Annotated in this window: 12 protein-coding genes and 3 pseudogenes; 3 read left to right on the top strand and 12 right to left on the bottom strand. The window is 59.2% G+C overall.

Going from position 1 to position 12,343, the window contains the following annotated elements:
• The 3 genes and pseudogenes from AOQ71_RS50250 to AOQ71_RS50560 all read left to right on the top strand — a co-directional run.
• Positions 1–298, top strand: a pseudogene (locus tag AOQ71_RS50250) (ATP-binding protein); the annotation flags it as partial.
• A 367-nt stretch (positions 299–665) separates the two neighbouring features.
• On the top strand, positions 666–788 hold the full coding sequence (locus AOQ71_RS50255; protein ID WP_430648627.1) for a hypothetical protein: 123 nt from the start codon (positions 666–668) through the stop codon (positions 786–788).
• 13 nt (positions 789–801) lie between these two features.
• A pseudogene (locus AOQ71_RS50560) lies at positions 802–885 on the top strand (hypothetical protein); the annotation flags it as partial.
• A gap of 72 nt (positions 886–957) precedes the next feature.
• Here the strand turns inward: AOQ71_RS50560 and tnpB are convergent.
• From tnpB to AOQ71_RS17260, 12 genes and pseudogenes are all read right to left on the bottom strand, one after another.
• Entirely contained in the window at positions 958–1,077 is a 120-nt protein-coding gene (tnpB, locus tag AOQ71_RS43345; protein ID WP_157083552.1) for an IS66 family insertion sequence element accessory protein TnpB, read from the bottom strand.
• Between the two features lie 77 nt (positions 1,078–1,154).
• Positions 1,155–1,328: pseudogene (locus AOQ71_RS50260) on the bottom strand (hypothetical protein); the annotation flags it as partial.
• On the bottom strand, positions 1,315–1,506 hold the full coding sequence (locus tag AOQ71_RS17215; protein ID WP_057748311.1) for a hypothetical protein: 192 nt from the start codon (positions 1,504–1,506) through the stop codon (positions 1,315–1,317). The pseudogene AOQ71_RS50260 and the gene AOQ71_RS17215, both read right to left, overlap by 14 nt.
• A 239-nt stretch (positions 1,507–1,745) precedes the next feature.
• A complete protein-coding gene (locus tag AOQ71_RS17220) occupies positions 1,746–1,907 on the bottom strand; it encodes a hypothetical protein (RefSeq protein ID WP_162268370.1) in 162 nt (53 codons plus the stop codon).
• A 75-nt stretch (positions 1,908–1,982) separates the two neighbouring features.
• Positions 1,983–3,104: a CapA family protein gene (locus AOQ71_RS17225; protein ID WP_057748318.1), complete on the bottom strand. Its 1,122-nt coding sequence runs from the start codon at positions 3,102–3,104 to the stop codon at positions 1,983–1,985.
• 8 nt (positions 3,105–3,112) lie between these two features.
• Positions 3,113–4,216, bottom strand: coding sequence for an ABC transporter ATP-binding protein (locus AOQ71_RS17230; protein ID WP_063958254.1), 1,104 nt, complete (start codon positions 4,214–4,216; stop codon positions 3,113–3,115).
• A 17-nt stretch (positions 4,217–4,233) separates the two neighbouring features.
• Positions 4,234–5,124: an ABC transporter ATP-binding protein gene (locus AOQ71_RS17235; RefSeq protein ID WP_245316928.1), complete on the bottom strand. Its 891-nt coding sequence runs from the start codon at positions 5,122–5,124 to the stop codon at positions 4,234–4,236.
• Positions 5,125–5,217: 93 nt separating this feature from the next.
• Positions 5,218–6,807, bottom strand: coding sequence for an ABC transporter substrate-binding protein (locus AOQ71_RS17240; protein ID WP_057748324.1), 1,590 nt, complete (start codon positions 6,805–6,807; stop codon positions 5,218–5,220).
• A gap of 27 nt (positions 6,808–6,834) precedes the next feature.
• A complete protein-coding gene (locus AOQ71_RS17245; protein WP_162268371.1) occupies positions 6,835–7,743 on the bottom strand; it encodes an ABC transporter permease in 909 nt (302 codons plus the stop codon).
• A 19-nt stretch (positions 7,744–7,762) separates the two neighbouring features.
• Positions 7,763–8,686: an ABC transporter permease gene (locus AOQ71_RS17250; protein ID WP_057748330.1), complete on the bottom strand. Its 924-nt coding sequence runs from the start codon at positions 8,684–8,686 to the stop codon at positions 7,763–7,765.
• Positions 8,687–8,713: 27 nt separating this feature from the next.
• A complete protein-coding gene (locus AOQ71_RS17255) occupies positions 8,714–10,678 on the bottom strand; it encodes a hydantoinase B/oxoprolinase family protein (RefSeq protein WP_057748333.1) in 1,965 nt (654 codons plus the stop codon).
• A 3-nt stretch (positions 10,679–10,681) separates the two neighbouring features.
• A partial coding sequence (locus tag AOQ71_RS17260) for a hydantoinase/oxoprolinase family protein (RefSeq protein WP_083514277.1) occupies positions 10,682–12,343 on the bottom strand: 1,662 nt, incomplete at its 5' end.

The following is a 12,343-nucleotide window of genomic DNA, read 5'->3' on the forward strand; positions in this document are numbered from 1 at the left end:
CGTCTCGCTGGCCTGATCGCGGCGCTCGAGCGCGTCAATCTGCTCATCCTAGACGACTGGGGGCCCCGAAGCGCTCACTGCCGACCAGCGCCGTGATCTACTCGAGATCGTCGATGATCGCTACGACAAGGGATCGTTGTTGATCACAAGTCAGGTCCCCGTGCCGCAATGGCATGACGTGATTGCCGATCCCACACTCGGCGACGCCATACTGGACCGCATCATTCACAACGCCCACCGCATCGAGCTCAAGGGCGATAGCCTGCGTCGTCGGACTGACGATAGGACAACCGCGTGACCACAGCGCGCCCGATCGCCCCATCGGCCCACAGGTCCCTCGCGCGCGCGCCGCTGCGTCGCTCGTGGGGGCCACTCCGCGCCGCACGCGGGTCCCTACTATGGACCGCTGGACCGATCTCCAGGCCATCCCGCCCGTCTTGACGAGGAAGATCATTTGCAGCACGCATAAACACGTCAGTCGTGTTCGCCTCCGCAAGTGATCACCATCGTCTGGAAACCGTAATCACGATCGCCTGGAATCGCTGATCGCCATCCCTGGAATACGCAGGAAAGCGGGGTGTTGGACCTCGCTTTCTTGCGTTTTGGGATTTTGCTTTTGGGCGATTCGTGATTCCCTGACGGCGTCGTCGACGTTGGGGAATGCGATGAGCAAGCCGCGGGATGATCGCCAGAAAGACCTGTTGCTTCCGGCGCTCGATCAGATCATCGACATGGGTCATCCGCTGGTGCGGCTGGCAGCGCTGATCGACTGGAACAATCCTGAATGAGCGCTTCAGTTCGGTGTGCCAAGCAGGGTCGGGACAGCCGGGCTTGCCGACGCGGCTAGTCGCCGGCCTGTTCATTTTGAAGCACATGCACAACCTGTCAGATGAGGTGCTGTGCGCTCGCTGGATCGAGAACCCCTTATATCAGGTTATGAGCCGTCAAGTTTTTTTCTCACATAAGACATCCTCCATCGCTTCGGCGACCGCGGAAGACGAACAGATGACCGCTGAGCGGGTCCTTGCGCAGCACCTCCTGCACTTGGAGTGCCAACGACGGAAAGCCTCGGCGCATGTCCGTGTAGCCTGTCGCGAGCTAACTAAGAAGTCCTCACTGTCCAGCGCCGCCTCCGCGACAACGTCTCCCGCCGGACTCACGATCTTGCTGCCGCCGACGAACACCGAGTCTTTTCGCTGTCCGACTGCATTACAGTAGACTGTCCCCATGAGGTTTTCGATAGAACGCGCTCGCAAAATAGCATCCCATCCCTGCGTCGAGCCACGAGGGCGAGCCGAGATTACTAGGTTCAGCTCAGATCCCTGCAACGCGAAATGCCGTGTCAGCTCGGGGAAAAAAAGCGTCGTAGCAAATCTGCAGTGTGGTCATGGAGTATTCGCCGTTCATGCCGCTGGCGAACCAAGCTGACAAGGCCTGCTGCTCGACCTGAACGTCCATGCCGGCTTTGCGCAGGTAACCCTGGATTGCCTCAGCAATGCGCCACATAGCCCGGCAAAGTCGAAATCACGGGGAATCTGAGCGTGAGCCGCTTGCCATCTTTTTCCCAGAACTCGCCGTTCTTCTCCCAACCCGCCCCTGCCAGAAGCTCGGCGGACTTCTTTAGATCGTAGGGGTAGGAGTTCTCTAGTCTAGCGTAAGGTCGTAGGAGGGCATACCTCTCGAAAGAGGCGTGTTCGACACGGGAAATACACCAACATCCGTTAGCTGGATCAATCCCTTCTTGTCTACAGCATGAGCCCGCTGACCGGCACTGGCAACTGCTCGAACTTGGAATTGCTCTTGAGGGAATTCCAGTACACGCCAGGCGTCTGATTCATCCCCTCGGGTTGACCGGTCATCAATTGGCTGAATCGCGACTGCGCGTTGGGCACGATCTGGAAGGTCAACGAGGCGATCCTCGGCGGCCCTTTGTAGTTCAGGGCAGGCGGGCTCCAGTCATATTTGTCATTGCGCACCAACAGCTAAAGTACGCGAGCATACGCAAATCCCAGCCGCTCGGTAATTGGCCCATAGTTCGTCTTGAGGTCAGCCCTGAAAGTGATCGTCGACATGTAGTCGACAATCCTCTCCGCCCGGGGATCGCCGAGTTTAAGCGGATTGGCGTAGTTTTTCTCGTCAATCAAGCAGGGGAAGAATCCGACCGAGGACAACATTCTGCCGTCAAAATCGCAAGCGGCCACCATCGTCATGCGCGTGTCTTCCGGGAACGGCGACAAGGGATAACCGGGCCGCGGAAAGATGCAGTCTTCGCCAAGCTCCTGGCGTAGATATCCGCCTTGGACGCACTCGGCGCCTGTGAGGTCGAAGACGAAATGACCGAGGCCGTAGAAGATTGGCTTTTCTTTGTAAACCTCGATACCGCGCAGAAAATGGTGATGGTGACCCAGGACAATGTCGGCGCCACAATCGATCGCCACGCGCGCAAGCGACCTTTCATACTCTGTCAGGTAGGCGGAACGATACTGTCCCCAATGATGGCTCACCACGACAATGTCGACCTGCTTGCGCAAATCCTCGATGTTGGACTTCATCAGGTCAACGTCCTCCGGATAAACGTTGCTACGAATATGCGGCGGGACGCCGCTTTCGAGGCCGTAAGCGGTGTTGATCCAATAATGCACCCGCATGGGTGCTAGACCCGGCCTTTCGGCACGGGCTTCGTAACCGGAGGGATAAACCGAGGCAAAACCGATGAAGCCGATCTTTGCCCCTTTCCGCTCGAAAGTGACGGGCGCCAGAGCTTCTTGCAAGTTGGCGCCGGCGCCGACGGTTTGGATGCCTTGGCCGCGTAGTTGTCTTAAGGTGTCCAGAAGTCCGACGTGTCCACCATCCACACAGTGGTTGTTGGCAACCGCCATGACGTGAAAGCCTGCCTTCTGCAAGTCCGCTCCATTCGCATATGGCGCTACCACGCGCCAACCTACGCTGGGCGGATACAAAGGGTTGTCGGTATATGCCCCCTCGCAATTACCGAATACAAGGTCCAGCTGCCTCAACAACAGGCTCGATGCGGTAAAAGCTCGCTCTGGATTGGGGCGATCGATGAAGACATCACCGACGGCGCCGAAAGTCCAAGTGGTCATGGTACCATTTAGGGTTGGCGATCCGGTCGGACGCCGGCTTCGCTGGTTTCTTGTGTGGTTGGCTGATTGCCACGCGGCCGGTGCCATGGCTCCAGCTTTTCGGCGAAGTGGCAGGCGGCCCAATGGAACGGTTTGATCTCTCGTAGCTCCGGCTCTTGCTGCGCGCAGATGTCTCGAGCCATCCAACATCGTGTGCGGAAGGGACAGCCCGACGGCGGATTGAGTGGGCTGGGTACTTCGCCCTTCAGAACGATGCGCTCGCGTTTACGGCTATTCGTAGCATCCGGCGCGGCAGACAAGAGAGCCAGCGTGTATGGCATGCGCGCATCGGCATAAAGCTCCCGCGCATCGGCCAGCTCCACGAGCTTGCCCAGGTACATCACGCCGACGCGATCACTGAAGTACTCGACGACCGACAGATCATGGGCAACGAATAGGATGGCGAGTCCGAATTCTTTCTGTAATTCCGTCAGAAGGTTCAGCACCTGCGACTGTACCGAAAGGTCCAGCGCGGATACCGGCTCGTCGGCCACGATGAATTTCGGCTTGAGCGCCAGCGCGCGCGCAATGCCGATGCGTTGCCTCTGGCCACCGCTGAATTCGTGCGGATAGCGATCAAGGTGTTCGCGGCGCAATCCGACGCGGTCGATCAGGTGCTCCACCAGTTCCCGCCGTTCCCCCCGTGCCATCTTGTCCTGCACTGCAAGCCCTTCGGAAATGATGCTGCGTACGTTCATGCGCGGATCGAGGCTGCCGTGGGGATCCTGAAAGATAGTCTGCACATCGCGGCGAATGGCCCTGAGGCTCTTCGCCGAGGCCTTCAGGATGTTCTCACCCTCGAACCGGATCTCTCCTGCCTGGGGCGTGTCCAGGCGAAGGATCGAGCGGGCAAGCGACGACTTTCCGCAGCCCGACTCGCCTACCAGCCCGAACTTCTCGCCACGTAGTATTTGCAGCGACACATCATTAACCGCCTTCACCCACTCGGTCTTGCGGTTCAGAAACCCGCTGCGGATCGGAAAAAAGGTTTTCAGATTGCGTATGTCCACAAGCACGTCGTTGTAAGACGTGCCTGATGGCGGGACCTGCACAGGGTTTGATGTGTTCGACATTCGAGCCTTGGAAGAATTCATGCGAGCCAGCACGCCACCTTGCTATTGTCGGGCTTGCTCTCGAGCGGGGGCATTTCCATGCACTCGCGAACCGCCTGCTTGCACCGGGGCCGAAACGGACAGCCGCGCGGCATATTCAGGAGATTGGGCACCGCACCACCAATCGTACGAAGAGGCTTGCCACGCATCTCTGGGTTAGGGATGGACGAGAGCAGCCCACGGGTGTACGGATGCTTCGGCGCGCGGGTGACCTGGTCTACTTGCCCCCACTCCATGACGCGTCCGCCATACATTACGACAACTTCGTCGCAGATTTCGCGTACCACGCCAATGTCGTGAGATATGAGAAGGACAGTGGCGCGCCTGAGACCGCGCACGATGTCCAAGATCTGCGCCTGAATGGTCACATCCAGTGCCGTGGTCGGCTCGTCGAGGATGAGAAGCTCCGGCTCATTGGCGAGTGCCATAGCGATGATGACGCGCTGACGCATGCCGCCACTGAGCTTGTGCGGAAACTCGTCGACGCGCCGCTCGGGCGCAGAAATTCCTACCATCCTTAACAGCTGGATGGCGCGCTCCCGGGCCTCGCTATTGCTCAGAGTCCGGTGGGCCTGAAGTGCTTCGATGACCTGCGCGCCGGCCGTGTAGACCGGATTGAGAGCAGACATTGGGTCCTGAAACACCAGCGAGAGCTCTCGCCCCCGCAGCTCGCGCATCTCCCGCTCCGTAAGCCTGGTTAGGTCGCGTCCTTTCAGGAGGATTTCGCCCTCGACGATGCGTCCCGGCGGATCTATGAGGCGCATGATCGACAGAGAGGTGACGCTCTTGCCGGAGCCCGATTCTCCAACGATGCCGAGGCGCCCCCCGGTTGTGATGTGGAAACTCACGCCATCGACGGCCTTGACCATTCCTGCCTTCGTCGGGAAATGAGTCTTCAGGTTCCGGACCTCAAGCAATGGAGGGTTCAAAATGTTTCCCATCTGTTGGTGCAATTTTCAGCCTCATTCGGCCAGTGTCGCGACGCCGAAATACTGGAAGCCGCCGGCGCTATAGGTTACGCCTTTGAGCTTGCTCGACAAAGTCATGAGATCGACGTTCTGGTGGATCGGCATCAGAACGGCGCTGTCCATGACCAGTTTCTGCGCTTTCTTGTAGGTGGCGACGCGCGTGTTCTCGTCGAACTCACCCATACCTTGTCGCAATAGCGCTTCTAGGTCAGCGTTCGTGTACTTATTCCAATACATGTACTGACCCGGCATGAAGATGCTATTGATGACAGACGGGTCGGTGCCTACCAACTGCATTGGGGTGAGCGAGAACTCGCCGGCTATGCCACCAGCGAACCAAGCGGAGAGAGCCTGCTGCTCGATTTGCACGTCCATACCTGCCTTTCGTAGGTATTCCTGCATGGCCTCCGCAATTCGCACGTAGGCGGGGCGGGTAGATATAACCGTGAATTTGAGGGTTAGGCGCTTGCCATCTTTCTCCCAGAAGTCCGCGTTCTTCTTCCAACCGGCGCCGACGAGCTGCTCGTCTGCCTTTTTAGGATTGTACGGATAGAGGTCCTCCAGCGAAGGGTCATAGCCAACCATGCCCTTCATCAACGGTGTGTTTGCTATGGGGAAGACGCCGGAGGCGGCAAGCTGCACGACGCCCTTTTTGTCAACCGAGTACTGAATAGCCTTGCGCACAGCAACGTCATCCGTCGGGAACCGGCCCGCATTCAATTCTACGAAGATGCCCAGCCCACTGATCGGAACTGGCAGTTGCGCGAATTTGGGATTGCTCTTCAGGGAATTCCAGTAAACGCCGGGTGTGCGATTCATGGCGTGCGATTGGCCAGCCATGAACTGGCTTACGCGCGATTGGTCGTTCGGCACGACCTGGAAGGTCAGTGATGCAATCTTTGGCGGCCCCTTGAAGTTGAGAGCCGGTGGATTCCAGTTGTACTTGTCGTAGCGTGTCAGTATGACGCTCTGATTCGGCGTGTAGCTGGAGAAGATAAAGGGCCCCGTGCCGGTGGGATGCAGGCCGAGTTCCGTACCGTACTTCTTGATCGCAGCTGGCGACTGGATGGCCAGATAAGGAGTGCCCAGGCCGAGCAAGAGCGACGGGTGAGGCTCCTTGCAAATGATTTGAACAGTGAATTCATCGACTGCCTTAGCCGTTAAGCAAGGACCGAGTGTGCTCAAAGGACTTCGAGCCTTTGAGTCCGGGTTGGCGATGTACTCGAAGTTGGCGACCACGGCTGCGGCGTTGAACGGCGTGCCATCATGGAATGTGACGTCTTGGCGCAGCTTGAATGTGTACAACTTTCCGCCGTCCGAGACGTCCCAGCTGATCGCCAGATCGGGCGTGATCTTGAAGTCCGGCGTGACCCATACGAGCGTGTCAAAGATGTTGTTGTCGATAGGGGCAACATCCCGCAAGGCCGACACCGCAGGATTGAGAGTGTCCACAGTCGATTCCCAGCCGACGACGACGGCAGCGCCTTGCGCGAGCGCTGGGACCGGGTTCAACGCGAAAGCACTGATCGCTATGACGGCGGCCTTCGCAGCAAATCCACTGAATGATTTGACCTGTGTATTCATGATGCCATCCTTCTGATGAATCCAAGTTTATCTAGGCGCTAATGTGGGGTCTATTTCGTCGCGCAAGCCATCGCCCACGAGATTTGTGCCAATCACGAAGAGCGAGAGGAAGACGCCCGGGCAGACAGTGATCCACCAAGCCAACGAGATGTAGTTCTGTCCGTCATTCAAGATCGTGCCAAGTTCGGGTTCAGGCGGCTGCACGCCTAGACCCAAAAAGCCCAATGCAGTAATCCAGAGCGCCGCTATGCCGAGCCAAGTCGTAGTCAGGACAATCACGCCTGAGAGAACGTTGGGAAGGATGTGACGCAGGATGATCCAGGTCGGGCCTGCTCCGAGCGTCACCGAGGCTTTTACATACGGCAGGTTGCGCACTTCAGCTGTGGCGCCCTCCACCATTCGTGCATAAATCGGTACGAGCACTGTCGCGATCGCAATGACCCCATGGCCGAGCCCCGGACCCAGAATGGCGGTAACGCTAAGGGCGAGGAGGATGCCGGGAAACGCGAGAAGAAGATCCACGATTCGCATGATAAAAAAACCGAAGATGCCGCCGAAATAGCCGGCGACGAGACCGATGAAGGTTCCAAGGAAAGAGCCTAGTACTACGACACAGAGGCTGGCCAGCATGGTGGTCCGAGCACCATATAGCACCCGTGCAAACAGATCGCGCCCGTACGCATCCGTGCCCATCGGCACGGCCCACGATGGCGGCGCAAATGTGAGCATTGGGTTCTGGGCGTTTGGATCCGCCGTCACCAGAAGGGGCGCCGCCGCAGCGAGCATCGCCAGAACGAGGCAGATAATCAGCCCAATGCACAAGCTACGGTGTCGAAGCGCACGAACGACACGATGGAAAGCCGTCTCGCGTGTGCGTACGGTTTCCGCTGCGGATGCGGCCGCATCGTCCGGGATTGCACTGACGTCGGAGATCACTTCTAGCTCCATGAATGCCTCAGCGATGCCCGATCCGCGGGTCTAGCACAGGGTACAGCATGTCGACGATGAAGTTTGTCGTGGCGTATGCCAAAGCGATGATGAGGATGACTGCCTGAACCGCCGGGTAATCCTTTGCGAGAATAGACTGCACGAGGAGGCGACCGATGCCGGGGCGAGAAAATACCGTTTCTACTATGACCGTACCTGACAGCAATCCACCGATTTGTAACCCGACGATTGTCAGGATCGGAAGAAGCGCGTTGCGCAGAACGTGTCGCATGAATACGCGCAATCGCGACAGACCTTTCGCACGAGCGGTGATGACGTGCTGCTGCGCCATTGCCCCGATAACCGCGGACCGAACAAAACGTGCGTTGTAGCCAATAGCTCCCAACGCCAATGTGAGCGCCGGCAGTATCGTTCCTTTCAGCGAAGTGCCTCCGACCACTTCAAACCAGGGCAACGTCACAGCGAAAGTAAGAATGAGCAGCAGTCCGAGCCAGAAGCTGGGAATGGACATCAGTGCCAGTGCGACGCTCATGGTGGCGGTGTCGAGCATCCGATTTCGGTTGACAGCTGCGATGATTCCAAGGAGCAGACCAAACAGTGTGGATAGAGCCAAGCTGAGTATCATGAGCTGTACGGTGGCCGGGAAATTGGCCGCGAGCAGCATGGCGACTGGACGATCTTCGCCGTAGGAGTAGCCAAAGTCGCCTCGGAAAAGGTCTGTCAGCCAAGTTACGTATTGCATGTATAAGGGCTGGTCCAGCCCGAGTTGGTGCCGCAAGCGGATCACGAGCGCTTGGTCACCAGCGTTCATGCCCAACATCGAGATTACCGGATCACCCGGGATGAGCCGCAGGATGAGAAAGACGAGCAAGCTGATGCCGAACGCCAAGGCAACAATCGCGAATAAGCGGTGGGCGATGTAGCTGCTCATCTCCGCGTCCTCAGCCTGTTCGATCTTTCAGCCCTCATCGGACACCTGCATGCGGCGAACAGAAGCCGCGACCCTCTCGCGCACGATGACCGGATCGATCTTGTCGGACGACTGCGAAAACGAGGCTCTTACCTCACGCTGGATCGCGGTGCGTAAGCCGGGGGGCGCTTGGAGAATCGCATCCGAGAAAGCGACGCTCGCCTCTATTGGCCAACGCGCCTCATAATCGAGACGCAGCTTGCCATGATTGACGTCGGCAAGCTTCGTCTTCAACTCAGTGCGGACGCGCGCCGTTGCCGCGGCGTCCACCTCTCCGTCGCGGATGACCACACCGTAGGACCGGCGAGCTTCGCTTTCACTGAGAAGTTGTTCGCGAACGTCGTGAGCGACCCTCTCCGGCGAGCGCACCAGAGGGTCACCAAAGCCGCCGCCGGAAGGAGACACCATGCGCAACACATCACCCGATGACATCGGGAGCAGCCCGAAGCGGCCCAGCGACACGTTCTCGCTGCCCCCAGCTTTGATAAACCATGTCTCGCCATTGCGGCCTGGCGAGCCGCCGCGAGCACCCCAGGGCTGAAATTTGAAGCGCTCCAGGCCACGCACGGTGACGGCTGCTTGTGTGGTCACGCACTCAAGCTCGATACTGATGGACGCACCGCCGCGATACTGACCGTGGCCGAAGCTGTCGGGCACCAGCGAATGGTGTCGCACCAGAAAAGGGGTCTCCGCTTCTACATGCTCCACCGGCGTGCTCTTTAGGAAACCAAGCATGGTGTCGATCCCGTCGACGCCGTCAGTACACATGCGGCCGCCCGAGCCTCCGCAGAACGGCTCCACGACGGCCACCTTGCTGCGACCCGTGTGCGGATCTGGCCAGGAGGCAGCAATGATTCCCGCCTGCCCCGCACCGCAAGCTGCAATGCCTTCGGGAACGGCTTGGTTCAGGCACCCCATGAGGGCGTCGTAACAGCGCATCACGGTCATCCAGCGGTTGCCCATCGCAGCCGGGAATTCGGCATTCATGACCGTCCCAGATGGCACAGACGCTCGAATTGGCCTGCAAATGCCGTTGTTGCGCGGAACCGAAGGCTCCTTGGTCATAATGTAGTTGGTCAGCGCCGAACAGACCATCCCAATCGGATTAGCATGTGGGAAATTGAGTGCCGCATTCACCTGCGGGCTGCTGCCCGCGAAATCCAGCCGTGCTTGATCCCCCTCGATGGACAATTTGCAGTGAATGTGCACCGCGTCATCGGTTCCTTGCCCGTCGAGGTAATCCGAAAATTCATAGACGCCGTCATTCAGGCCGGCGATCACGGAGCGCGCCTTCGCTTCAGAATAATCCATGACGTCGTCGATTCCCTGGCGGAACGCGTCTGCACCGACCTTGTCGCAGAGTTCGACAACGCGCTGCTCCATCAGCCGCATCGCGGCCATCATCGCTTCAAGGTCACCCCAAAGCGCATCGCCCATGCGGGAGTTGTCCTTCATGATGTTGACGATGTCCTGGTTCATCACCCCCTTGCGGATAAGCCACGTAGGCCGGATGCGGAATCCCTCCTGAAAACATTCGCTCAGGTCCGGCGCGACGCTGCCGGGAACTGCACCACCAATATCGGTTGCGTGAACGAAGGCCCAGCTGAAAGCGACGAGTTCGCCTTTGTAAAAGATGGGCTGCGCGAGGTTGACGTCCATTTGGTGCGTCACAAGCCCGTCCGTGTTGAAGGGGTCGTTGGTCACCACAACGTCGCCTGGCGCGTAGTCCTCAAAGTGGCGCGTCATCCCTGCGATCGTGCCACCACCGCTACCGCCCGCGCCAGCGGCCATCGGCGAAGCGAACCGCTCTCCATTGGGGCGTGCCAGGCACACGCCAAAATCCTGCGTCTGCTTGACGAGCGTTGTGTGCGCTGTGCGATATGCCAGCGTGACTGCCTCCTCTACCATCGCGGCGAAGCGGTTCTTCATGATTTCGACGCGTGCGAGATCCATCTCTCAGTTCTCCTTCGTCATCACGATATCGCCGAGGACGCTGATCGCAGCGCGGAAGTCTGGAGGAACGAGCACGGTCGACAGTTCGTGCTCGATCACCGCAGGGCCTATATCCGACCAACCTGCAGCTAGCTTGGTTCGGTCGAACACCGCGCAAGTGCGCCACCAACGCCCCCGGAAGCGCAGGTCGCGACGTGATGCCGGCACCACTTTATCGGTCTGTTGCCGGGTCGAGCTGCGGGAATTTGGCTTGGCTTGGTGACCGGAGGTGCGTACCATAAGCTCATTGAACGCAACTGGCGTACCGGGATTGGCGAAGCCGAAGAGCGCCTTGTGTTCCTTGTGAAAAGCTTCGTAGAAGCCATTCAGGCCGGTGCCCTTGCGAACAGCCTCCGTCAAATTGACTGGAATGGTGAAGGACTGCGCCGAGTAGCGCATCTCGGCCAGATAGACTTCGTCGATGCCTTCGAGCTTTCCGCCGGCTGTCTGCCTTTGGACCCACTCTCGCCCGGACTGGGTAAGCTCGTCGAAGATGCGTAGCAGCGTGTCCTCGCTGGAGTCTGCCCCGGTAACACTACGCACGCCATCGTGCACAAGGTCAGCGGCTAGCCCTCCGAAGGCGCAGAAAACGGATGATAGCCGCGGCACGATGATGCGCCTGATGCCCAGCTCTTCAGCCAGCAGAGGGCCATGAATACCGCCGGCGCCACCAAAGATCATCAGCGTGAGATCCGCAGGCCCCACGCCCGCGCGCGCCAGGAACGGCAGCACCTTCGCGAGCATGTTGCTGGTGGCGATCGCGACGATGCTTTCCGCCGCCGTGACCGCATCGCTTCCGCTCGCGATCGTGAGCATCGCCTGCTCGGCCTTGTCACGCGACAGCGGGAGCTTTCCACCCAGCAATCCGCGTGGCGAAAGGTAGTTACAGAGCAGGTAGGCGTCAGTCAAAGTCGGGGCAGTCCCGCCAGTGCCATAGCATGCCGGACCGGGCTTGGAGCCAGCGCTGCGCGGACCGACCTTCGGCACCTTTCCATCCAGCCACGCGATCGATCCGCCGCCAGCACCCATGGCCTCGATCGCGGTGACCGGCAGCAACAACGGGAAGTCGCCGACTTCCGCTTGCGCGGTCAGCGTGGGACGCCCAACTCGCACCAATGCAACGTCGGTTGACGTGCCACCCATGTCCATCGTCATGACACTGGGGTTCTGGGTCCACTCGGCAAGGATGCGCGCCGCCGTGACGCCGGCAGCAGGCCCGGACAAGAGGGTGTGGACCGGGAGGCGACAAGCTTCTTCCGCCGACATGACACCGCCATTCGACTTCGTTACGAGTAGTCGCGCATTAGGCATCTTCTCTCGCAAGAAGCCATTGATCTCGCCGATGTAGTCAGCCATCACGCGCTTCACGTACATGTTCAGCAGCGTGAGCATCGAGCGCTCGTATTCCGACTGCTGCGGCCAGATTTCGTGCGACGCCATAACGTCCAGGTCCTGGAACTGCTCACGCGCGATTTTGAGGATCCGGGCCTCGTGCACCGGATTCCGGTAGCCATGCAGCAAGCAGACGCCGACCGCCCTCACACCAGCGTCGCGCGCCTTAGTCAGCGCGGTCACGACCGAGGAGTCTTTGATCGGAGTGTCCACACTGCCATCGGCTCGCAAGCG

It is taken from the genome of Bradyrhizobium manausense, from assembly GCF_001440035.1.
GTDB classification, from domain to species: domain Bacteria; phylum Pseudomonadota; class Alphaproteobacteria; order Rhizobiales; family Xanthobacteraceae; genus Bradyrhizobium; species Bradyrhizobium manausense.

What these genes read in the sequence shown, in the direction of transcription:
- AOQ71_RS50255 (WP_430648627.1), top strand. Translation starts at nt 666, where the DNA reads ATGAGCAAGCCGCGGGATGATCGCCAGAAAGACCTGTTGCTTCCGGCG.
- tnpB (WP_157083552.1), bottom strand. Translation starts at nt 1,077, where the DNA reads ATGCGCCGAGGCTTTCCGTCGTTGGCACTCCAAGTGCAGGAGGTGCTG.
- AOQ71_RS17215 (WP_057748311.1), bottom strand. Translation starts at nt 1,506, where the DNA reads ATGTGGCGCATTGCTGAGGCAATCCAGGGTTACCTGCGCAAAGCCGGC.
- AOQ71_RS17225 (WP_057748318.1), bottom strand. Translation starts at nt 3,104, where the DNA reads ATGACCACTTGGACTTTCGGCGCCGTCGGTGATGTCTTCATCGATCGC.
- AOQ71_RS17230 (WP_063958254.1), bottom strand. Translation starts at nt 4,216, where the DNA reads ATGTCGAACACATCAAACCCTGTGCAGGTCCCGCCATCAGGCACGTCT.
- AOQ71_RS17235 (WP_245316928.1), bottom strand. Translation starts at nt 5,124, where the DNA reads ATGGTCAAGGCCGTCGATGGCGTGAGTTTCCACATCACAACCGGGGGG.
- AOQ71_RS17240 (WP_057748324.1), bottom strand. Translation starts at nt 6,807, where the DNA reads ATGAATACACAGGTCAAATCATTCAGTGGATTTGCTGCGAAGGCCGCC.
- AOQ71_RS17250 (WP_057748330.1), bottom strand. Translation starts at nt 8,686, where the DNA reads ATGAGCAGCTACATCGCCCACCGCTTATTCGCGATTGTTGCCTTGGCG.
- AOQ71_RS17255 (WP_057748333.1), bottom strand. Translation starts at nt 10,678, where the DNA reads ATGGATCTCGCACGCGTCGAAATCATGAAGAACCGCTTCGCCGCGATG.